The 22909-nt window shown below is 57.9% G+C and carries 16 protein-coding genes and 1 tRNA gene; all 17 read right to left on the bottom strand.

Translation table 11 applies throughout. The annotated features are described in order from the left end of the window. Nucleotides 1-171 precede the first annotated feature (171 nt). The 17 genes from QMG40_RS08160 to QMG40_RS08240 all read right to left on the bottom strand — a co-directional run bounded on the left by QMG40_RS08160 (nucleotide 172) and on the right by QMG40_RS08240 (nucleotide 22892). Nucleotides 172-1437 carry a glycosyltransferase gene (locus QMG40_RS08160; RefSeq protein ID WP_283530362.1) on the bottom strand — a complete coding sequence of 422 codons (1266 nt, stop codon included), beginning with the start codon at nucleotides 1435-1437 and terminating at the stop codon, nucleotides 172-174. Continuing rightward, nucleotides 1434-2897, bottom strand: coding sequence for an oligosaccharide flippase family protein (locus tag QMG40_RS08165; RefSeq protein ID WP_283530364.1), 1464 nt, complete (start codon nucleotides 2895-2897; stop codon nucleotides 1434-1436). The genes QMG40_RS08160 and QMG40_RS08165 overlap by 4 nt, the downstream gene beginning before the upstream one ends. Before the next feature lie 5 nt (nucleotides 2898-2902). Next, the gene (locus QMG40_RS08170) at nucleotides 2903-4030 is read right to left on the bottom strand and encodes a DegT/DnrJ/EryC1/StrS family aminotransferase (protein WP_283530367.1); all 1128 of its coding nucleotides are present in this window, start codon (nucleotides 4028-4030) and stop codon (nucleotides 2903-2905) included. Beyond that, nucleotides 4017-4691 (bottom strand): acetyltransferase, encoded by a 675-nt coding sequence (locus QMG40_RS08175; RefSeq protein WP_283530369.1) that lies wholly within the window; start codon nucleotides 4689-4691, stop codon nucleotides 4017-4019. Before QMG40_RS08175 ends, QMG40_RS08170 begins: the two co-directional genes overlap by 14 nt. Before the next feature lie 2 nt (nucleotides 4692-4693). Continuing rightward, on the bottom strand, nucleotides 4694-5815 hold the full coding sequence (locus QMG40_RS08180) for a DegT/DnrJ/EryC1/StrS family aminotransferase (RefSeq protein WP_283530857.1): 1122 nt from the start codon (nucleotides 5813-5815) through the stop codon (nucleotides 4694-4696). Between the two features lie 86 nt (nucleotides 5816-5901). Further along, nucleotides 5902-6912, bottom strand: coding sequence for an NAD-dependent epimerase/dehydratase family protein (locus QMG40_RS08185; RefSeq protein ID WP_283530371.1), 1011 nt, complete (start codon nucleotides 6910-6912; stop codon nucleotides 5902-5904). Further along, on the bottom strand, nucleotides 6909-8018 hold the full coding sequence (locus QMG40_RS08190) for a Gfo/Idh/MocA family protein (protein WP_283530373.1): 1110 nt from the start codon (nucleotides 8016-8018) through the stop codon (nucleotides 6909-6911). The genes QMG40_RS08185 and QMG40_RS08190 overlap by 4 nt, the downstream gene beginning before the upstream one ends. Nucleotides 8019-8090: 72 nt before the next feature. Beyond that, the gene (locus QMG40_RS08195; RefSeq protein WP_283530375.1) at nucleotides 8091-9662 is read right to left on the bottom strand and encodes a sugar transferase; all 1572 of its coding nucleotides are present in this window, start codon (nucleotides 9660-9662) and stop codon (nucleotides 8091-8093) included. A 531-nt stretch (nucleotides 9663-10193) separates the two neighbouring features. After that, nucleotides 10194-12920: a helix-turn-helix transcriptional regulator gene (locus QMG40_RS08200; RefSeq protein WP_283530377.1), complete on the bottom strand. Its 2727-nt coding sequence runs from the start codon at nucleotides 12918-12920 to the stop codon at nucleotides 10194-10196. Then, nucleotides 12917-15646, bottom strand: a complete 2730-nt coding sequence (locus tag QMG40_RS08205; RefSeq protein WP_283530379.1) for a LuxR family transcriptional regulator — start codon at nucleotides 15644-15646, stop codon at nucleotides 12917-12919. Before QMG40_RS08205 ends, QMG40_RS08200 begins: the two co-directional genes overlap by 4 nt. A gap of 178 nt (nucleotides 15647-15824) precedes the next feature. Beyond that, nucleotides 15825-16400 carry an aminoacyl-tRNA hydrolase gene (gene pth / locus QMG40_RS08210; RefSeq protein WP_283530381.1) on the bottom strand — a complete coding sequence of 192 codons (576 nt, stop codon included), beginning with the start codon at nucleotides 16398-16400 and terminating at the stop codon, nucleotides 15825-15827. Between the two features lie 12 nt (nucleotides 16401-16412). Beyond that, the gene (locus tag QMG40_RS08215) at nucleotides 16413-16988 is read right to left on the bottom strand and encodes a 50S ribosomal protein L25/general stress protein Ctc (protein WP_283530383.1); all 576 of its coding nucleotides are present in this window, start codon (nucleotides 16986-16988) and stop codon (nucleotides 16413-16415) included. Nucleotides 16989-17208: 220 nt separating this feature from the next. After that, a complete protein-coding gene (locus QMG40_RS08220; protein ID WP_283530385.1) occupies nucleotides 17209-18189 on the bottom strand; it encodes a ribose-phosphate diphosphokinase in 981 nt (326 codons plus the stop codon). 39 nt (nucleotides 18190-18228) lie between these two features. Further along, nucleotides 18229-19686: a bifunctional UDP-N-acetylglucosamine diphosphorylase/glucosamine-1-phosphate N-acetyltransferase GlmU gene (glmU, locus tag QMG40_RS08225; RefSeq protein WP_283530387.1), complete on the bottom strand. Its 1458-nt coding sequence runs from the start codon at nucleotides 19684-19686 to the stop codon at nucleotides 18229-18231. 102 nt (nucleotides 19687-19788) lie between these two features. Next, nucleotides 19789-19863, bottom strand: a tRNA-Gln gene (locus tag QMG40_RS08230). Nucleotides 19864-20052: 189 nt separating this feature from the next. After that, a complete protein-coding gene (locus QMG40_RS08235; RefSeq protein WP_283530389.1) occupies nucleotides 20053-20895 on the bottom strand; it encodes a hypothetical protein in 843 nt (280 codons plus the stop codon). Nucleotides 20896-21098: 203 nt separating this feature from the next. Continuing rightward, complete coding sequence (locus QMG40_RS08240; RefSeq protein WP_283530391.1) at nucleotides 21099-22892, bottom strand: ABC-F family ATP-binding cassette domain-containing protein; 1794 nt, start codon at nucleotides 22890-22892, stop codon at nucleotides 21099-21101. Nucleotides 22893-22909 lie beyond the last annotated feature (17 nt).

Raw genomic sequence — 22909 nt, forward strand, 5'->3', positions numbered from 1 at the left:
GATTTAGGGGCGGGCATCCCTTAGATGCCGGACCGGCAACTGGCACGGCCGGATCAACCCATAAAACCGATGTTCGCCTGGACAAGGCTTCAGCCAGCCTATGATCTGTTCCCCTAGTATTTTCCCATCGACTTCCTGGCATCATGACAACGAGTCGTTGCTGATCAGCAGTCATCCTCTAACCACCACCGGTAGCGTGCCGGACTTTAGTACCGGTTGAGCGTTGAAATCGTCGCGTGAATGGTTGCCGAGAAAACGAGCGGTGAGCTGTTGTTGTTTGTACCGGCCAAAACGTGCACTCGAGGCACCCCAATGCCGGGCTAACGCCAGTACTCCCATAGGTGGTCGGGAACGAGCCTCTTCATAGAATTGCAACTGCCTCAGAGCAGCCTGCTCCAACGAGTAACGTTCGACCACTAATTTTCTAGCGAAACTCCCTAGCTCACTACGTAGGTGCTGATCAGTGAGCAATGGTGTAAGTATCGCGACCAGCCGGGACACTGCATCCCCGGCTCCCGGTCCTGCCCCATACCAGCCCTGCCATAAGAACGTGGGGGCGGACTCCTCTGAGAGCAGACTCCAAAATCCGCTCTCGCCTTGCACCACCAGTGGCAGTCCAAAGGCCATTGCCCGTAGCGCAGAGCCGCCCATACCAATGCTCACATCGGCGCAGTCGTAGGCCGGTCTAGGATCCGTCAACTCCCCAACGAGAAAAATCCGCTGCACACCCAGGTTCGCGTTAGCTCGCTGCGCAAAAGTCCGTACATCCTCAAGTGCCGGACCGTCTCCGGCTATGACAAGTTGGAGCGCAGCATCCTTGTTCATCTCCTCAACGGCCGCGATGGCATACAATATCCCTTCCAATTTCATCTCATGCGCCAGACGGGAAACAATCGAGACGGTGAAAACCTCAGGATCAGCCCCTACCTGGGCCAAAAAATTGGACATGTCCAGTTGAGCTTCTGAGCTATTTAGGACTGTGTCAACGGGCGGTTCTAGAAGTCCCATGTGCGCGCGGCCAAATTTGCTTTCGAGATCAGCAATCTGTTTGGTCCCCACGAGCAGCGACAAATGTTTGGGAATGAACGGTGCCACAGACATGGACATGACAGTGGACACGGCAACCGCAGGACTCTTACCCGTGCAGGCCAGTGCTGCCTCCAGTGAGGGTGGCCACTCATATGCGTGGACGACATCGATCCCGTGCTTTTTCACGATCCTGCGCAGGTCTCTGACAATCCCCGGTGTTGGACGCCTGTGGACTGCCGGGGACGGCAGAAATTCAAGCCCCAATTCTTTGACTTTGTCCACCAGGGGCCCATTCTGCCCGTAGACAACCACTTCGTGGCCAAGGCCCTTTACTGCAGCGGCTAGTTCAATGGCGTTGAGCTGGCTGCCGCCAATGGCCATATCGTGAGGGTAGACAAGAATTTTCATAGAGACTCCACTTGTGACTTGCCCCAGCTGCGAATAGCAGCCAGGTCCCGACGTCGAACAAAAATCAAAATAACCATGGCCACCGTGCCCAAACAAGTGGCAGCAAGTATGCCCAACAGTGCCGAGTCCATAATGTTCGCAGCCAGATAACTGCCGGCTGCAATGGGAATAGCGGCAACCACGGGCAACCAAACCTTGGCCAACAGTTCAATCAAACGGAAGCCCCTGTTGATCAGCATCTTCACGTAGATCGGGAGCACTACAAATGCCGCCACTGCCACCGGAGCGGCTGCCAAGCCGGCGAGCCCACCCCACGTTGCCCCCACCCAGAGCGCTGGTACTAGGAGGATCAACCACACAATTTGTACTTTGAAGATTTTTCCGGAGATTCCCAGCACCACTAGGTAGTCATAGACCAGCTCAAACATGATCCTAAAAGCGGCCAATACAGCTAACCAGCTCAGCGCTGCTGCTGCCGGAGCCCATACCTGGCCATAGACGAAAGTGACCAGCGGAACTGCTGCTCCGGCCATCACAGCAACTACTGGCACCACGGCTGCCGCCACAACCCCCACAAGTGAGAGCATTGCGGCACGCATGGCGGGCGGGTCATGCTGCAGTTTGGCAAAAACTGGTGGAGCCACCCCCCGCAACGGCTGAGAGAAGATACTGGTGGGCCAGCTGGAAAGGTTAAACGCCAACACGTACAGTCCCAGAGCCACCGCCCCTAAAAGTTTCCCGGCGATAATCTGATCCACGTACCCCACAGCAAAAACCAGGATGCTTGAGCCCGCCAAGGGCAGCCCAAAGACCAACAAGGAATGGATCTTTTCCTTATTCCAGCCAAATCTGACGGGCAGCGGCGAGTATTTGATGAACAAAAACGCCGCCACAAGGCTGGCAATGACCCGCCCAATAGCAAGACTCATGGCACCCATGCCCATAAAGACCAGCGTCACGGATATTATTGCACCCAGCCACACATTGACTTGGTCAATCACCATTCTGCGGCCTTGCAGAAAGTCCCGCTGCATCAATGCCGCAGGTGTGGCCACGGTGCCGTTGATGACAACGCACGTGGCAATAACCCGAACCACGCTTGTGGCGCCCGGATCACCCATTGCTGCCGCAAAATACGGTGCCAGTGCGTAAGCACCAATGAAAATGATGGTACTGCTGAGAACCGAGATGGTGGTGACTGTTCCAGCGATTTCTTTCGGATCGCTGGGCCAGCGAACTATGGCCAGGCTGACGCCCAATTCGTTAAAGCTAAGGATTGCTATCAGCGCCACCAACGCAATCGCATAAGTGCCAAATTGGGCGGGCCCGAGCATGCGAGCCAAAACTATCCCAATGCCTATGGTGCCAAACCTAGAAATGACCGTGTTGAGCAAGCTCAGTGCTAGCGCCCGGGAAGGCGTGGGTAACACTGGCGGTTTGGTCCGGGCAGGAATTGCCATTGCTCTCACCGCATCCGGAGAGTCTCTGCAAGTGACTGCACGACCCGGCGCTGTTGTTCTAGTGTGATGTGCGGGAAAAGCGGCAGGGACAGGATCCGGCTGGCAGCCCTTTCAGCCACTGGGAAGTCACCTTCGCCTTGTCCCAGGTATGAGAAGGCCTTTGTCAGGTGGACCGGCGTGGGGTAGTGAATTCCCGCGCCGATGCCGGCGCTGTGAAGTTCATCCAGCACACGGTCCCTGTCATCTACCCGCACTACATACAGGTGCCATGCATCCGTATTGCCCGGGCGGGACTGCGGCACCGTGACTGCCGGCACTTCCGACAACAGCTCACCGTACCTAGCCGCAGCATCCCGGCGTAGCGCATTCCACCGTGCCAGCCGTTTGAGCTTGGCGCTGAGAACCACGGCCTGGATGGTGTCAAGACGTGAGTTCATGCCCACCACGTCGTGGACGTATTTGGCACTGCTACCGTGCCCGCCCAAAAGGCGGATTTGCGCGGCAATATCCGGATCGTTGGTGGTGACAGCTCCCGCGTCTCCAGCCGCACCAAGGTTCTTCCCCGGATAGAAGCTGGTTGCCGCCGCGATCCCAAAGGACCCTGAAACTTTTCCTCCGTAGGAGGCGCCTTGGGACTGGGCCGCATCTTCGATGACGGCAATCTCAAAGGACTGGGCAATAGCCAGAATCTCTTCCATGGGCGCCAGCTGCCCAAACAGGTGCACAGGCAGGATTGCTTGAGTTTTAGTTGTGACTGCCTGGGACACTTTCTTTGGATCAATGAGTAGATACTCCGGGTCCACATCCACAATGACGGGAACGGCACCGATCCGCGCTACGGCCTCGGCCGTGGCTACAAAAGTGTTCGCTGGAATGATGACCTCTCCACCAGCGCGCACGCCTGCTGCCCGCAGTGCCAGTTCCAGCGCATCCGTACCATTGCCAACACCAACGCAATGTGAGGTGCCCGTAAACCGCGCGTATTCGGATTCGAACCTGCCCACGGCAGGGCCACCAATAAAGGCCGCGGAACTCAGAACCTCATCCAGCTCCGGACGGATCTCAGAGAGAATCTCTGCCTGTTGTGCTTGGAGATCAACCAGTGGAATTTGTTCCATGTCAGTGTTTTCCATTCTCAGAATTTTTATCCGTCGGTATTCCTTGGCCATGCAATCGGCGAGCCGGAACGCCAACCCAAGTTTCGTCGTCGGGCATGTCCTGTAAAACCACGGCCCCCATGCCCACGGTGACCCCCGCCCCCAGTACGCAGCCCTCGCGCACGCTTGAGTTCATGCCCAAGTAGGCGCAGCGGCCAATGCTGACATCTCCTCCGAGGCTCACTCCCGCGGTGAGCGTGGCGAAGTCATCCACTTCGTTATCGTGAGTGAAGGTGACGCTGGGCATAACGACTACGTGGCTGCCGAGCCTGACACCGGCCGTCAAAACTACGTTGGCAAGTAAGATGCTGCCGGCGCCAATGACAGAGCCCTCCGAGACGAAAGCAGTCCTATCCACCACGGAGGTGTAGCGGACACTGCCAATACCCAGGCCCGCCAATGCTCCCGCAATTTTCTCCCGCGCCGATCCCTTGCCGGCGCACAGGACAAAAGAGGCCGTAGGGAATGCTGTGGCGTCGCTGATCCTGCCCAACACGGGGAGCCCGTCAATGTACTCTCCGGCGAGCTCCGGATCGTCATCAAGGTACCCGACCACGTCAAACAGGCCGGAAGCGCGCGTTGAGGCAAGTACCTCGCGGGCTAGTCCGCTGGCAGCGACCAGGATCAGTTGTGTCATGGCTAGTTCTTTCCCGCCAATTGCATTGCCTCAATGACACGGTCTTGTTCCGCATCGGTGAGCTGGTGATAAATAGGCAGTATCAAAGTGTTTTCGGTGAGCCGCTCCGTCACGGACAGGCTCGCCGTGCCGGTGTCCCTACCCGCATAGGCTGGTTCCCGGTGAGATGCCATGATGCCGCGCCGAGCAGATATCCCGGCCTGGGCCAGGTCGGCCAGGACGTCTTCACGGGAGCGGCCAAATTCCGGCAGCACCTCCAACCAAAATGATTGGAAGTTACTTGTCCCGTAGGACGGATCCTGTGACAGCCGAATTCCCGGCAAATGCCGAAGTTCCTCCGTGTACTTGGCCGCAATGCTGCGCCGCCGCTCTACCGCCTCGGCAAGCCTGCCCAGTTGCACCAGACCCACAGCCGCCTGCATATCCGTCATGCGGAAGTTGTAACCAATCTCCAAATATTGTTCTTGAGGGGCTAGCAGGGCCGAATGACGGTCCTTGGCCGATGCGCTCATGGCGTGCTCCCGTAGGCGCCCTGCCCGCAGCGCCCACTCTTCCTTGGAGGTGGTGAGCATGCCGCCCTCGCCCGTGGTGAGGATCTTTCGGGGGTGAAAGGACCATGCCGCAATGTGTGCACCGGCCGCTACCGGACGCCCCTTGTACGTTGAACCTGCACCGCATGCTGCATCTTCCACAACCACAATGCCCAGCGGATCACACAACGCCAAGATGGGATCCAAATCAACCGGCATACCGCCTTGGTCCACCACAATGACGGCCTTGGTACGGGCTGTCAGCGCCGCTTCAATGGTTGCAGCGCTAATATTGCCGGTTTCCAGTTCGACGTCGGCAAAAACGGGCCGCGCCCCCACATACGTTGGTGCGTTGGCTGTTGCGATGAAAGAAAATGAAGGCACCACGACGTCGTCCCCCGGCTGAACTCCGGCCACCGCGAGCGCCAGGTGAAGAGCCGTGGTGCAGTTACTGGTGGCCACCGCATGGTTGGCTTGCTGGTTCCGAGCGAAAGCTTGCTCAAATTCTGCAACTTTGGGTCCCTGCGCCACCCAGCCGGAGGCAATAACCGCGGCAACAGCCTGCGCCTCCTCAACACCAAGCCATGGCTTCATGACGTTGATTCGTGGCAGGGGCTCGGTGGTGGACTCAGTGGTGGACTCAGCGGTGGTGCTGGACTCGGTGGGGGCGGGTGCGGTGCTCATCGAGCACCGCCCTGACCGCTGCCCACAAGCCTGCCGGCGGCGATTTCTTCACGCAAAGGTGCCCACCATTGGACAAGTTCCTTCAGACCCTGCTGCAGTCCCGTAGTGGCGGAGAAGTCCAGATCGCGCTGAGCTGCCGTTACATCAGCTAAGCGCCGTTCCACACCATTGACTGCGCGTTCGGGCCCGTGTTCCACATCCAGTTCAGAACCCATCGCCTTGAGCAGCTCTTGGGCTAAACCAAGCAGGCTGGTCTCGGTGCCACTAGCCACGTTGTAGGCGCCCTCGGTCACGTTGCTGGCTGCCGCCAAAATGTTGGCCCGGGCAATGTCTTCGGTGTAAACAAAGTCCATAGTCTGCAATCCATCCCCAAAGATCAGGGGTGGGCGGCCATCGGCAATGCGCTCCATCCACCGCACCAGCACCTCGGTGTACAAGCCGTGGACATCCATGCGTGGACCGTACACGTTGAAGTAGCGCAGCAGCACGTAGTCCAGGCCGCTCATGGCTTTGAAACTGCGTGCCATACCCTCGTTGAAGGACTTGGCCGCACCATAGAAAGTGTCATTGTTGTGGTGGTGGTGGCGTTCACTAGTGGGAAATACCTCCGCCATTCCATAAACCGAGGCACTGGAAGCGGCAATGACCTTGTCCACTTTGTGGGCCGCCGCGGCTTCCAGCACGGTGAAAGTACCATCTACCAGTACCTCCAATGCCAACCGCGGCTCCTCAGCACACTGGGTGATGCGAATGGCAGCTTCATGGAACACAATGTCTTTACCACGTGTGACATCATTGACCAGATCGCGATTGCGCAGGTCTCCTTCAACCAGGTGGACCTTGCCGCTGGTCATGGCCGTGGCAAGATTTCCCCGCCTTCCCCGCACCAGGTTATCCAGCACATCAATATGGGCCACACCGGCCTCCAACAGCTGGTCAACGATCGCTGACCCAATGGTTCCCGCGCCACCTGTGACTAGAACATTGGCACCTTGTAACTTGCTCATCGCGTTTCCTCCAGTTGAAATTCGTAATTGGCCACGGGGCTCTGTTCGCCGTCCGCTGCCAAACTCTTGCTTGCAGCCTCTAGGACCGAGAGGACGCGAAGCCCTGCCACGCCGCCGGTCCGGGAGGGGCGTCCCTCGTGGATGCTGTCAGCAAATTCAGCCACCATCAGCCCCAACGCTTCTTTTTCCGGCAGGGCCGGGGACCAGGTGTCACCGAGTCTGTAAGAGACTGCCTGTGCCTTGCGCTGGACTTCGCTGGTGGATGCTTTTTCAAAGTTGACACCACGGTCATACACACTGATGCGCTGCTGCGGATTCAGGTCATCCCACACCAAAGTTCGTTTAGAACCACCAATGACCATTTGCCGAATCTTGGTGGGGCTGAGCCAGTTCACATTGATGTGGGCCATGGCATTGTTGGGCAGCGCAAACGTCAGGTGCCCCACACATGCCTTGCCGGTACCCAGCGGATCAGCGCCCTGGGCTGCCACGCTTTCAGGGCGCAAACCACCGGGGAGGATGAAGTCAATAACGGAAAGATCATGCGGTGCCAAGTCCCAGAAAACATCTACGTCCGGTTGGATCAGACCCAAATTGATGCGGACAGAGTCAATAAACAAGATCTCCCCCAGCGCATCCTCAGCAATGAGTTCCCGGATTTTCAGTGCGGCCGGGGTGAAGCAGTAGGTGTGGTCCGCCATCAACGTCAAGGAATTCGTTTCCGCAAATTCAACCATTTCCACGCCCAGGTGCCACTGCGCAGCCAGCGGTTTCTCAACCAGCACATGCTTACCCGCCCGCATGGCAGCCATGGCCACACCGTGGTGTGTGCGTGCCGGAGTTGCGATGGCCACGGCATCGATTTCCGTTGAAGCTAGGAGTTCATCCAGGGAGGCGAACACTGGCACATCGCCTAAGGGGCGGGCTATCGCTAGCGCCCGCTCTACATCCATGTCCACTATTGCGCTCAGCTCCCAGGCTGGGCTGGCTTTGAAGTTTCGGGCCAGGTTTGGCCCCCAGTACCCGGCGCCGATGACGGCCACCTTGAGTACGGGTTTTTCGGTAAGCAGGTTCAGTTGATCCAATGGATGGGGTATCGAGACCATGACACTAATTCCATTTCCTTTATATTTTTTTCCTGTACCGCACGTTCGTGCGGTGGTTCTGGATGTGGAGCTCTAGTACGCTCCGACGGGCTCTGCAACCGCTTTGAACGTTCGCCACAAGATGACAAAATCTCCTGTGAGCGACCAGTTCTCTACGTAATACAGATCAAGACGAACAGCTTCTTCCCACGCAAGATCTGAGCGCCCACTGACTTGCCACAGTCCCGTGATGCCTGGCTTGATGAGCAAGCGGCGGTGGGCGGGGCGTTCATAGAGAGCAACCTCCGATGCCAAAGGCGGGCGCGGGCCTACCAGGCTCATCTGACCCACAAGTACGTTCCAGAACTGTGGAAGCTCATCCAGGGAGAATTTGCGCATCCAGAGTCCGGAGCGGGTAACGCGTGGATCCTTGGACATTTTGAAAAGCACCCCTGCGCCTTCATCACTGCCCTTCAAGGCCGCCAGCCGGGCTTCGGCGTCAACAACCATGGAACGGAACTTGATCATCTTGAAGGTTTCCCCGTTGCGACCCACACGTTCCTGATGGAACAGTGCCGGACCGGGGCTGCCCAGTCTGACAACAGCCCCAAGGATCACCAGCACCGGCAGCAGTACAAGTAACGCGGTCGCGGACAGGATAACGTCCATTGCCCGTTTGAACGCATGCTTGGCTCCGGAGTATTGAGGCAATTCCACATGCATAAGTGGCAGCCCCTCCATGGGGCGGAAATGCACGCGAGGACCGGCCACGTTGGTCAGACTCGACGCCAGGACCAGCTCCGTGGACATATCTTCCAAGCGCCAACCAAGTTCCTGAATTGCTTTGGGTCCGCCAGGTAATACGCCGGCTACCACAACGGCCTCGGCACCGGTTTTGCGGACAACGTCAGTGATATCAGCCAAGGTGGACAACACGGGAACCCCGTACCATGGCTGCTTTAGTTCAATGTCTGAAGCCAAGGTGGTCAACGCCACGCCTGCTACGCGGTAACCTGCCGAGAGGTTGCTGCGGAGGTGGCCAATCACGTATTCCACATCCTGCGGGTTACCCAGCACCACCACGTTGGAGAGTGCCTTCCCGGCACTGCGTTGTGCTCCCAACCAGTGGCGCCACAGCCAACGTCCTGTAAGCAGGAGCAGTATGCCCAGTGGAAGGGCAACGGCAAAGAAGCCGCGAGATACATTGAGTTGGAAGACCACCATGATCATTGCCATGAGCCCAAAGGTCCGCAGCGTGGATTGCACTACCCGGCGGTATTCGCTCACACCAATGCCAAAGACGCGCTTTTCCCGGGATCGGCTGTATTCCAGATCAATATTCCACAACAGAACTATGGCCAGGCAAACCCACAAGTATCCGCGTTCGGAGGTGGTTGTGGATCCCACAAGCGGGCTGGGGCCGAAGCGCCACAGATAAGCCACGGCAACCACCACAACGCTGATCAAGGCATCGCTTACCCGTAGGCGGTTTAAGTACGAGGTGCTCCATTTGGCGCTTTCGCTACGAGCCTCCGTGCCAGCACTAGCCGGGAGCGCATCCCAAACGCTGTGCTGCGCGGGGGAGGACTTACCGGTGTCAGAGACTTTCCTCTGGGGGCGAGCCAGCGCTTTGCCCAAGCGAGGATGGAACTTTAGTTCCGTCATTGTCCGCTCCCCGAAGTCAACAGGGGTGCGGTCCTCTTGTAAAAAGAAGGAGCCGACGACGGCTGGGGGAAAGCCTTGGTCTCAGAAGGCTTATCCGCCGCCGGCTCCGCATGTGGAGTCCTACCATGACAGTAGGGCTGGTTAGTTGGTCCATGATTTTGGCGGCTGACTGCACAGAAAGAACGGCTGATCTCCAGCTGGTTGTTTCTTCCTCCAGCATGGAGGTACGCCGTTCTAATTGTGCTGAGCATCATGAGACCTTCTGGTTTGAGACCACCCGAGGTTCTCGGGGTAATTAGAGTCAACGCCAGTTCAAGTCATAGAACACGAGTGATTCCTACTCGACTTTGCACTCACCTGTGTACTCGGTTCCTTACCAAGTACTCGGGTCTGCGCCGTGGGCACTAGGTACCGTCACATTCCGCTGCCAAATTCAACGCTGAATTTGGCGTTAAATGGACGTGTTTATCCGCAGTAGGTACACACCATTTCAGTTGCCGGCCGTGCCGGAGGTTGCCCTTCCAGGCAAAACTATTTTTGAATTTCCAGCACTTCGATCGCCAGCGCGAGTTCTTCACGGGAGGAAACGCCCAACTTTGCGTAGGCCCGGTAAAGGTGACCCTCCACAGTGCGCAGTGAGACGTTAAGCTTTTCAGCAATTTCACGGTCGCTGCAAGCCGCTGCGGCCAAAGTGGTGACTTCACGTTCACGCCGCGTCAGCTGCGCATTCACCGCAAACTTGGCCCGAGCCTCCAACTGCGCAGCGGATGCCGGAGGCGTCTTGGAACGATGTTTGAGGCTTTTCTTAGCCCCAGCAGTTACTAGCGAAATTTTGCTCCGCGCTTGACGTGCAAGCCCAAGTAAGCCAGCGCCAGAAAGTAGACTCTCTGCCTCCACCAACGCCTGGTTCTCACCGGTGAGAAGAGCTTGCGCATAGGCGCCCACGCTGCGAGCCCACGGGCCTTCTACCCCGGCTGCAACAGCTCCAACACGAGCGGCAACGCTGTCATCCCCCAGTTCCAGCGTAAGAACCAACGCGTTTAGTTCTAACATTGAAGAACCATCGGCACCTGCCGCGTTGGCTTGTGCCAGCAACTCGGCTAGTCCGGGTCCCTCTGGTTGCAGCAGATGACGGGCGGCACAAAAGTAGGCACGCTCGTGTGCGAGGACCACAAACATCCCCGTACTCTCCACGTATTCCTCCATGAGTTGCGTTGCCATCCCATGCCGTCCCAAACACGCAGCCGCGTAGGCGGCCATGGCCGTGCAGTAGCCGAGCAATTGTTGCGGGTCACTGGATCTCAGTGCATCGATGCCTGGTAGTAGCGCCTCCAGGGCTTCAGAGTTCAGTCCACACCGCAAAAATGCCATACCCCTGACCACACTTACACCGCCGCCAAATGAGAAAACCACTGGTCCAGCTTCCACAGAAAAATGCTGCAGCACACCCTCCGCAGCCGCCCAATCACCAGCACACAAAGTGGCCGCAACATGCCTAAGAAGTATGGTTTCCGGCAGAAAGAAAACATCATCCTGCTCAGAATGCTCAATTGCGAACGATTCCTGTGCCCGCACCAAAGCCTGCAATGGATAACCCTGAGCTGTGAGCCGTTCGGCATCCATGGCTAGTGCCACAGCGCGGTACAGCTTCTCTGATGCCGTGCCCAGTTTGTTGGCCCGGGCAAGGACCATGGCCAGTGGAGCCATGTCTGAGTAGCGGCCCTCTCGGGATAACTCCATCAGCGTCAGAAGCAGCGCACTTTTACGGCTGTGCTCCAGGATGTGATCGCCCTGATCCGGGTTCTCCAACGCCAGCCGTTCACCAGCCTTGCGCAGTGCGTCAGCGTCGTCTTCAATGGCCTGTACCGGCATCCCCAACGCCGAACGGGTTGAGGCACGCAGCAACGTGCCAAAGAGCAGATCTTCGAGGTTTTGTGCGTCCTCTGGCATGGTCTGCATATAGGCGAAAGCTCCGGTGTAGTCACCAAGATCGTATTTTGCCCGGGCCCTGACCATGTTCGCACGGAGTTGGTACTCCTTGCCGCCAATGGCATCCGCCAAACGTAAAGAGATGGCTGATTCATAGAGTCTGCCCGCATAGGTGGCAGCTTGCAGAATTAGCTTGTCATCAACATCTACACCGATTTCCAGTGCCCATAAAACCCGTCGCAACAGCGCGTGGGAGTCCAAGGCCTCCCAGCCCAACCGCATAACGAGTTGTTCATGCAGATGCCGGCTTTGTCCGATCGGGACCAGCTCACGAATCATTTCCCCATAGACGGGATTGACCAGGGAGAGCAACTCCGAGTCTGGGTGACGGTGCTGCACCAAATTCCATTCACGTAGTTCGTTCACAGCCACGGCTCCGATTAGCTCATTCACCAGGTGGGCGTCAATCGGCTCAGCGAGGGCAATTAAGTTCAAGGCTGACTTGCCGGCATCGGAAAGTCCTCGAAGTTGCGTACGAACGGATTCGCTTAATTCCCGACCATGAGCGGAATTGCCGTGTGCAAGAACCCACCGGCCACGTCTCAGCGCGAGTTGTCCATTTCTTGCCGCGTCACCTAACATAATGCGCAGCAGGAGAGGGTTCCCGGCAGAAGCGGACCAAAAGTGCCTGCTAGTTGCCGCTAAGACCGGGCCACCCAGTACAGTGTCACAGAACTGGCGGCCCTGTTCCAGGCTCAACGGTTCCAAAATGATGTTCTCTGCCGTGCCTGTAGACCACAACTTCGGCAGTGGTTCCGGCATAATCTTTCGGCTCACATGTGAGGCCACGACGTTCATAGTGCCGGACATGACCAAATCCACCAGAAGCTTCGAGGTGGATGAGTCTATGTAGTGGGCGTCGTCAATAATTATCAGCGGTGGATCAGCGGTGGGCTGCACAGATAAAGGAAGCAGCTCTCTAAGCCGCTCAACTTCTGCCAGCAGCGCGTGCAACACATTCGTTGCGGCATTTATGTGTCCTTTGCCCGCCCTAGTCATCAGCGAGGCAAGCACGCCGTAGGGGACGTTAGAGAGTGATAAAGAGCCGTGGATAAAGACAACCGGCACATATTTGCCAGCTTCAATGCTCAGCTCACGGAGAATGGAGGTGGCACCTAATCCGTTCTCTGACGTCAAGAACACTGCACGGCACTCCTCCGTGCGAATAACGGAGATGATGTCTTGCAGCTCTGCCTCCCGGCAGAAAGGTGGTTCAAGGATTGCCGGTGTTCCCGACCGGGCGCACTCAGCGCGCTCTGGCGGGCTCACAGCTCACTAAACAATTCAAGTTCGTCTCTGGAGGAGATGCCTAGCTTGGCAAAGACCTGGTACAGATGGCCCTCAACGGTGCGCACAGAAACTCCAATTCGTGTTGCTATGGCGCGGTTACCTTGACCGAGTCTGGCCAACCGCGCGATCTGCAGTTCTCTTGATGTCAATTTCACTGCAGGTACCGTGGGAGAAATGGGCAGTACGGAAAGGGTATGGCGTAACCGGTCCAAACGCTTTTGAGCTGACATCGCGGCCTTCGAATCTCCCAATATATGAGCCAGGTCTAGGGCAACGGCTGCGCTGCGGAATTCCACTGCCGGAAGTTCCAAGGCTTCCGCTTCCGCTGCTGCTTCCAAAGCCACCCGGGGATTGCCAGTGCGGTGAGCTTGAGCGAGAGCAACATTGATGCCAGCCATGGCTCCCTGCCGTTTAAGGGAGGACTCCTCTAGCCATTTGAACTCTTCATCCGTGCCTGTGAGAGTTGCACCAAAGAATCCGATCGAGGCTGGGGTGAATTTGCCTTCCGCGGCGTCCGCCAGTGCAGTGGAAACCATGCGTGCGGGGACGGAATCATCGCCCATCCATCGCTGCGCCATCTGCTGGAAGAACTTTGCCACGGAACGGTGCGTCCACAGCGTGTAGGGCACCGCAATTTGCGCCTTTTTCAGATACAGTCTGGCATTTTTTTCATCATTGCTCTGCGCAAAAGCGAAAGCCAGTGCCGAATAAACCAATCCAAGGCTGTGCCATGTATCCCTCACCTCCAGCTGTGCTGCCGCCGTTAAAAGTACACTTCCGGCCTGGGCACCCAAGCCGGCGTAGGTGTAGGCAACGCCTAAGGCAAGCTCAAGCACGCCACCGCCGTACGGAGTAACGCGTACGTACTGTTCAACCACGTCCTTGAGTAACGCCTCGCAGGTCCGCCACTGACCGCTCCACGTCAACGCCAACACCCTGGCCTGCAGATGCCAGTCCGAAAACCTCAGCACCACATCAAACTCGTTCACTTGTGCGTCAATGGACGCGGACAGCTCCATTGACTCAACTTCCCGCCCGGTGGCTGCCATAACCATGGTCAACAGGCAGGCACAATTCAGCCGATATGCGAGGTCCCCTGTCCCCTTGCTTTCCGCCTCCAACTCCTGAGCAACCTGGGCAAAATCGCCCTTGTGTACCAGGAAGGAAAAGCGGGCTAAATTGAGGTGTCTGCGAGCCAACACTGTTTCCTGATGGTCCGCGGGAAACTCCTGTAAGCGCAGCTCCAGCTCTGCCAACACCTGTTCAATCCTGAAGTAACCACCAGGAACCCACAGCAGAGAATTTACCAGGTCACTGGCCCATGCAGCCTGCTCTTCGGCGCAACGGCCAGCCAACATCCGTGGGTCAACGACTTCCAAAACAGCAACTGATCTGGGGTAATTCGCCATAATATAATAAGCCCGGCTGCGTGCTTGGGCTGCTTCTACTTCCAGCTCATGACCGGCGGGCACATGCGCGCAGCAGTCCAGTCCCAGCTTTGGGTCACCCAACTGAACAGCGGCCCTGGCCGCTGCAATGGCAACCTTTGGTTCCATAACCATCCCGGCATCATTACTCCATGCCGCAAAGAGCAAGAGCTCCTGATCAGTCATACCATTTGGATCCAAGCTTACAATTTCAGAAATCTCCTGGAAGAGTGAGGCTTTCTCCGCAGTGCTCAACCAACCACTGACCGATTCAGCGATGTAGTTTTCTGCTAGTGAGACAGTACGTCTGCCACCACGCGCAATCTTGATTAGGCCGCGTTCCTCCAGTTCCCAGAGTGTTTCCTCACCCAAGACGGTGATGGCTACAGACAACGGTAGCCGTTTGAGTACGGCCATTTTTCTTACGCCTTGATTGACCACGGCACTTTCCCGGGCCAGCCTGGAGAAGACCACCTCGGATAGGACGCTGTCCCAACTCACGGCTGAGAGATCCTCTAGTACCCAAACACCTGCACGGTTATGCAGCACACCCTGCGCCAAGTACTCATTGACCAAGGCGTGCAGTACTAGCGGGTTTCCAGCACTGGAGTTAAAAAGGCTGCCCACCACTGATTCAACCACTGTCCCGCCCAGGGCTTTAGCCAACAGTGCCCTGGTTTCTTCTCTGGAGAATGGTTCGATGCGGGTTTCGCCCAGCAGCCTGTCCTTGATCATCCACACGATGTCTTCTGGCAGATCGCCTGGATGCCGGGCCATAACCATCAGTTTGGCAGTCCCGGATAGGAGTAAATGCATGATGACTCCCATGCTGGAAGTATCCACGGAAGGCAAGTCGTCCAAAACAATCACGACCAAACGGCCCCTGCCATCTGTTTTCACAACGTCAGCCAGGGCCTCAAGAATACTCACCGCTGACTCGCTTTCACGCTCAGTAAGCCGCGCCATGAGGACCCGAAATACACCGTAGGGCACAACGGTTTCGGTGTCGTTGCCGAAAAGTCTAATGAAGTGAGCCTTGTTAGCGAGTTTGTGCTCCACACTACGGGCGAGGGTGGTCTTGCCTACCCCGCGGGGGCCCATAATGGCGGCACCATAAAAATTATTGTCGCTGAGTTGGGCAACAACAGCATCAACCGTGTCTTGACGCGCAAGAGCCGACCATCTTCGTCTGTCCCCGGCCCCCATGGCACGGCGTCGACTTGTGCTTCCGTCACCGATTTCGGTTTGAGTCGCCAGTCCGTCCCATACACTCGTCACTTGGTTTGTCCCCCTGAACCACTGCTGTCCCCTGCAGCATCCAGCATTTAGGCATGGCTGCGATTACTGGTGATTCTAACACCGTTACACGAAAAGAGCATTCGCAGCAAACATTTAGGAAACAGACAAGGGCTAGAACAAGGAAAGCTGGCTAGTGGAACCAGCCGGTCCAAGGAATCTAAACGTTAAACTTCTGTTGGGCAGCCAGTAACCCCTCGTTAACCAGGAGCTCAACGGCGTCTGCGGCATTGTCAATCAGAAAAGGGAGGAACTTGTTCTCTGTTGTAGAGAAATCGCGCAGCACATGGCTGGCCGCATCGCCACGTCCGGGCGGCCGGCCTACTCCGGCGCGTACACGGTAGTACTCCTTGGTGCCAAGCGTCCGAGAAATATCACGCAGACCATTGTGCCCGCCCTCACCACCACCCATTTTGATCTTGACGGTGTCAAAATCAATGTCAATTTCATCGTGGACGGCAACCACATTCCCTACCGGCAGGTTATAGAACTTAGCCAGTGTCGCCGTCGGGCCTCCACTGAGGTTCATGAATGTGGTGGGCTTAGCCAAAATAAGTTTGTGCCCGCCTACCGCTAACCGGCCTGTGGCTATTAGCGCCTTGGCTTTATGGCTCGTAAAAGTGGTTCCAAGGCGGGAGGCAAGTTCCTCAACCACCATGTAACCAATATTGTGCCTGTTACGGCTGTAGCCGGGCCCGGGGTTCCCGAGCCCGACTACAAGCCAAGTTTCACTCATGAAGGGTGCTGATTACTCAGCAGCTGCTTCTGTTGTTTCAGCTTCAGCAACAACTACGGGGTCTGCGAAGTGAACGATCAGCAGATCGCCGTCGTTGACCAGCTCGGAGTTGGCAGGCAGAACCAGATCCGAAGCGTGGATGTGCTGGCCGGCGGCGCGGCCGTTAATGTCAACCTCAACGCGGACAGGAACGTTGGTTGCATCAGCGGAGAGGCTGATAACAACTTCTTCCTGGTTAACAACGGTTGCCGGTGCGGGCTCGCCAACAAGAACAACGGGAACGTCAACAACAACCTTCTCGCCCTTCTTCACTGTCAGCAAGTCGATGTGCTCCACAATCTGCAATACGGGATCGCGCTGGATGTCCTTGACCAGGGCGAGGTGCTTTTCACCATCGATGGTGATGGTCAGCAGAGCGTTCGCCGAGCGGATGGCGCGGATGGTCTCAAGTACCGGAAGGACCAGGTGCAGGGGGGCTGCGCCGTGGCCGTAGATGACGGCTGGAATCTGTGCTGCGCGGCGGATGCGGCGTGCGGCACCCTTTCCGAATTCGCTGCGTACTTCGCCAGTCAGGTCCAAATCAGACATAAAAAAGCTCCTTCATTTCTTTGTGGTGGGCGTGGACTAAACAGGTCAACCCAATCCACAACATGAAAGTTAAGGAGCGTAGAAGACCTAGTCGATCACGGAAACTCATAAATGAGCCTCCCTCGCCAAGGTTTACTGCACAATACTAGCAGAATTCACGCCAACGCCCACCCAACGTCCAGAGACATCAACAACTGGACGTTGGGAGGGTACGTGCGGGCTATGCGTCGCCGTCGAACAAGCTGGTCACTGAGCCGTCCTCGAAAACTTCCTTGATGGCACGGGCCAACAGTGGTGCAATAGGCAGGACCGTCAGGGTCGGGAAACGCTTCTCTGCCGGGATGGGCAGCGTGTCAGTGACAACAACTTCGCGCGCGCCACAATTTGCCAGCCGCTCAGCAGCCGGATCGGAGAACACGGCGTGGGTTGCCGCGATAATGACATCTTTGGCACCTGCGTCCTTGAGCACACGCACCGCTCCGGCGATGGTTCCGCCGGTGTCAATCATGTCATCGATCAAAACGCAGGTACGGCCCTTGACCTGTCCCACCACGGTCTTGGACACGGCCTGGTTAGGCACAGTCAAGTCGCGGGACTTGTGCACGAACGCCAAGGGGGCACCGCCCAACCGCTCGGCCCATTGCTCAGCCACGCGCACGCGGCCGGTATCCGGGGAAACCACAGTGACGTCGTCGTCCCCTACAATCTTGCGGATGTGCCCAGCCAGGAGCGGGATCGCAAAAAGGTGATCGACGGGGCCGTCAAAGAAGCCCTGAATCTGTGCCGTGTGCAGGTCAACGCTCATGATGCGGTCAGCACCGGCCGTCTTGTACAGGTCAGCCACCAGACGCGCCGAGATGGGCTCGCGACCGCGGCCCTTCTTATCCTGGCGTGAGTACGGGTAGAACGGGGCAACCACTGTGATGCGGCGGGCCGAGGCGCGCTTCATGGAATCCACCATGATCAGCTGCTCCATCAACCAGTTGTTCAGCGGAGCGGGGTGGGCCTGGATGATGAAAACTTCCTTGCCGCGCACGCTCTCCCCGGAACGGACATAGATCTCACCGTTGGCGAAGTCATAGGCTGACATGGGCAACAACTCTGTCCCCAAACAGCGTGCCACTTCCTCAGCCAGCTCCGGGTGTGCCCGACCGGTAGCCAACACCAGTTTCTTGTCAACGTTATGAATTAATTCGCTCATGGATCCGCTTTCTCGCAATGGTGGGGGAGGTGAGAAGTTTTAGTTTTTGGCATTCGCTGCAGCCTGTGCGGAGACGCTGCCCGGGCGGTTGGCTGAGGTCCACCCCTCGGCGTTGCGCTGTGGAGCCACAGTCAGGCTCAGGGCCCCGGCGGGCACGTCTTTTCGCACAATGGCACCGGCGCCGGTGAATGCGCCGTCGCCAACGTTCACTGGCGCCACGAACACAGTATTGGATCCGGTGCGTACCCCGGAGCCGATCACTGTGCGGTGCTTGTTCACACCATCAAAGTTGGCCGTGATGTTCCCACAGCCAATGTTTGTGTCTTCGCCAATTTCCGCATCCCCGGCATAACCGAGGTGCGAGAGTTTGGAGCCGCGGCCAATGACCACATTTTTGGTCTCATAGAACGCACCAATTTTTCCGTCCGCACCCAAAACGGTGCCCGGACGCAGGTAGGTGAACGGTCCCACGTGGGCTCCCGCACCGATGATGGCGCCCGTGCCGTGCGTACGGGTTACTTCCGCACCGGCCGCGATCTGCACGTCCCGCAGCGTTGAATCCGGACCTACGACGGCGTCACTGCCCACTGTTGTTAGCCCGTGCAGTTGGGTGCCGGGCAAGATGGTGACGTCCTGGGCCAACTGCACAGTGGAATCTATCCAGGTGGTGGCGGGGTCAATGACACTGACCCCGGCCCGCATCCAGGCCTGAACAATGCGGCGGTTATGTTCTGCGCCGAGGGCCGAGAGCTGCACCCGATCATTGGCGCCTTCAACCTGCCAACGGTCGGTGGTGGAAACTGCGGCGACCCGGCCGCCGTCGTTCCTGGCCAGCGAGAGGACATCGGTGAGGTACATCTCGCCCTGATTGTTATCCGTGGTGACACCTGTCAGGGCCTGGCGCAGGACGCCCGCATCAAAGGCGTAGATGCCCGAGTTGATCTCGCGGATCTCACGTTCTACATCCGTGGCGTCCTTATGCTCACGGATACCCAACACGGTGCCATCTTCGTGGCGCAAGATACGGCCATAACCGGCTGCGTCCTCAAGGACGGCGGTCAATACTGTGACGGCGTTCTTATCGCTGGTGTGCGTGGCCACGAGCTCGGCCAGGAGTTCGGTTGTCAGCAGCGGAACATCACCGTACGTGACAACAACCGTGCCCTGCACAAGCCCCTGGGCGTCAAGGGCGGTCAAAGCCTGCTGGACGGCGCGGCCCGTCCCGGGAATTTCATCCTGGTCAACAATCTGGGCTGTGTCATCAAGTTCAGCAATGTGAGCTGCAACCAGATCGCGTTCGTGGCGGACAACTACTGCCAGCTTGGCCGGCTTCAGACCCTTAGCCGCAGCCAGTGCATGGCCCACCATGGAGGTGCCACCTATGGTGTGCAAAATTTTGGGTACACGGGACTTCATCCGAGTGCCAGCACCGGCCGCTAGAACAATAACGGCTGCCGGGCCTGCGCAATCTTTGGGTGTGTTGTCTTGGGGGCTCACTAAGTGGCACTCCTGCCCGGACAAAAGTCCGATTTCGAACGTACGCAATGGGAAACAACTCCATGGTACCCGCTCGAGGAACACGCCCGATCGTTGAGAACGTGGTTCCGCCCATAGGATTCGAACCTATACTCCACAGCTCCAAAGGCTGGGGTGCTGCCATTACACCAGGGCGGACCATGGGCTTCTTGCTCTCGCTGGAAGCTCACGAGAATATAGTGTGCCACGCGAACAGCATATTTCGCGAGTTGAGAGCTGCGCGGCCGCTGAAATTAACGTTTAAAAGTGGGAAAGCTCACACTCTGGCCTCGAGTCCTGCGCACGGTGGGCTACGGATGTGGCGCCACCGTGATTGCTGCGCCACCATCACGGCCGACGGCGCGCCGGAGTCATAGTGGTCAGCGCCTGGTGCACCCAGTCAAGCAGCACCTCGGGGCGATAAAGAGCAATACTGGCCTTGATCCGCAGTGTGGGGATGCCACGGATCACAAGCACATTGCCCCGACGCAAGTCCTCTTCCCACGCTTGGGAATTGTTGTGATATTGCTCCCCGTCAATCTCCAAACCAAGGACTCCGTCAACAAGAGCGTCCAGGTGCCCCACGCCTGGTACTTTTACCTGGCACTGGACGTTATAGCCGCCCTGGCGCAGATGATATCTGGCACAGGTTTCAGCAATGGACATGGTTTGTGGGTCAATCATGGCAATAATGCGCCGCGCCTGGGCATCTTTGCTGCGGATAAAGGCACCTCGAAGTTCGGCGATGGTGCACTTTTTAAGCACCACTGCCGATTCCATAACGCACAGCGCCTCAATTTCGGTTCCGCACTGCACACAATGGCGCAGCACATCCCACAGTGTTAACCGGCCCTTGACCCTGTGCACTACACATCCAGGAACGTCCCGCCCGTGAGCCGTTGCCACGTGCGGTACGGCTGGCTGTTGCAACACCCACAGCCCAAGCTCCTGTGCACGGCTAAGACAGTCCCGCGTTGCCTGGTTGAGGGCCAGATGGGAATCCAGCGTGGAGATCCCTGGCAGGGCATAGAGCCCCGGAGCGAGCAGCGCCAGCATCCCAGTATCCAGCGCCCTGTGCAGGGTCCAGTCCGTTGCGCCGTGGGCCAGCAGTGTTTTACGCCGTGCGGTGCCTCCAAGAGAGGAGACAATCAGGTCAACGGATCTTTTCGGGGCGCTGTTGCGTGGTGACATAACACCAGCGTGGCCCCGGAGCGGGCAGGTGAGGGGCCCGGCGTCGTAGTTTTCGCAAAGATGTGGACAACTTGTGCTGGTGCCCACGCTGTGGAGCAATGAGTGACTTTGACTCCTGCGCACCATGACGGGTCGTGGTGCCGCCAGCCTTAGGGTGGCGGCACCAGCACGGAGCACCGTGCGCAGGAGTCAAAGTGGGGTGGCTACTCCAGAACTTCTGAGGCGCCCAGCCATTCGAGTTCCAGGCCTTCACGCTCAGTGGCAAGCTTGGCCAACTTGGCGTTGAGCTCGGCCAGTGCATCGTAGTCGCCCACGCTGGAGGCCATCTGCGCATGAATCTTGGCGGCTGCGGCTGAATTTTTGCCCAGCTGACGCTCCAAACGGTTCAGCACCTTCCGGGCATCACGCTTCTGCCCCTCCGTGGCACCAGTGGGCGCCGTCGTGGCGGCGGACGAGTTCCCGGCAGAGGGCCCCACGCCGGCGTCTGAACGCAGCTCCAGATACTGGTCCACTCCCCCGGGCAGTCCGCGCAGCTTGCCGTCACCCAACAGTGCCATCTGGTGATCGGTGACGCGCTCCAGCAGGTACCTATCGTGGGAGACCACAACAAGGGTGCCCGGCCAACCGTCAAGGACGTCTTCCACGGCGGCCAGTGTGTCGGTGTCCAAATCGTTAGTGGGCTCATCAAGCATGAGCACGTTGGGCTCCCCCACCAGCAAGCGCAACAGTTGCAGACGGCGGCGCTCACCACCGGAGAGGTCCTTGACCATGGTCCACTGCTTGTCCTTGGTGAAGCCCAACTGCTCCACGAGCTGGCCGGCGGTCATATCCTTACCAGCCACCTCAAAGGAGCGTTTCTCGCGCTCAATGACCTCTATGACGCGCATTGACATGACGTCGTCAAGCTCGTCAACTTCCTGTGTCAGCACAGCAGTCTTGACAGTTTTGCCGCGCTTAACTTTCCCTGAGGATGGTTCAACCTCGCCGTTGAGCAGACGCAGCAGGGTGGTCTTGCCGGCACCATTGACACCTACCAGGCCCAACCGCTCCCCCGGAGCCAGGCGCAAAGTGATGTTATTAAACAGCTCCTTGGCGCCCTCTCCTTCCCCATACGTCAAGGAAACGTTTTCCAGATCAATCACATCTTTGCCCAAACGAGCCGTAGCCATTTTGGACAGGGCCACGGTGTCGCGCGGTTCAGGCACGTCAGCGATGAGATCGTTGGCGGCCTCAATACGGAACTTTGGTTTAGCCGTCCGGGCAGGTGCGCCGCGGCGAAGCCACGCCAGTTCTTTCTTGACCAGCTGGACACGCTTGCTCTCAACCACCGAGTTCATCCGGTCACGCTCAGCCCTGGCCAGCACATAGGCGGCATAACCGCCGTCGAACGGCTCAATCATCCCGTCATGGACTTCCCAGGTGCGGGTGCACACCTCATCCAGGAACCAGCGATCGTGAGTGACCACCACGAAGGCGCCCTCGTTGGCCCGCCAGCGTTGCCGCAGGTGTTTGGCCAACCAGGCCACGCCCTCAACGTCCAGGTGGTTAGTGGGCTCATCGAGCATGATGACGTCATCATCGCCAATCAGCAGCTTCGCCAGGGCCACTCGCCGCTTCTGTCCACCGGAGAGCGTGTGGATGTTCGCATGCCAATCAACCTCGCCCACCAGGGCACCCATGATCTCGCGAATCTTGGGGTTGGAGGCCCACTCGTGATCGGCTGCCTCGCCCACAATGGCAAAGCCCACGGTGTCCTCGCCATCCAAGACGTCTGTCTGGTCCAGGTAGCTCACCTGAACCCCGCCACGCACTGTGACACGGCCAGAATCAGCGGTTTGCCGCCCGGCCAGCAGGCGCATCAGCGTTGATTTACCGTCGCCGTTACGTCCCACAATGCCAATGCGGTCCCCTTCTTCCAACCCAACGCTGATCCCGTCAAGGACAGTTCGGGTGGCGAAGGCGATGCTGAGATTTTCTCCGCCAAGCAAATGAGCCACGGGCTACCACTTTCTTT

This window comes from Arthrobacter antibioticus (assembly GCF_030063205.1).
In the GTDB taxonomy this organism is placed as follows: domain Bacteria; phylum Actinomycetota; class Actinomycetes; order Actinomycetales; family Micrococcaceae; genus Specibacter.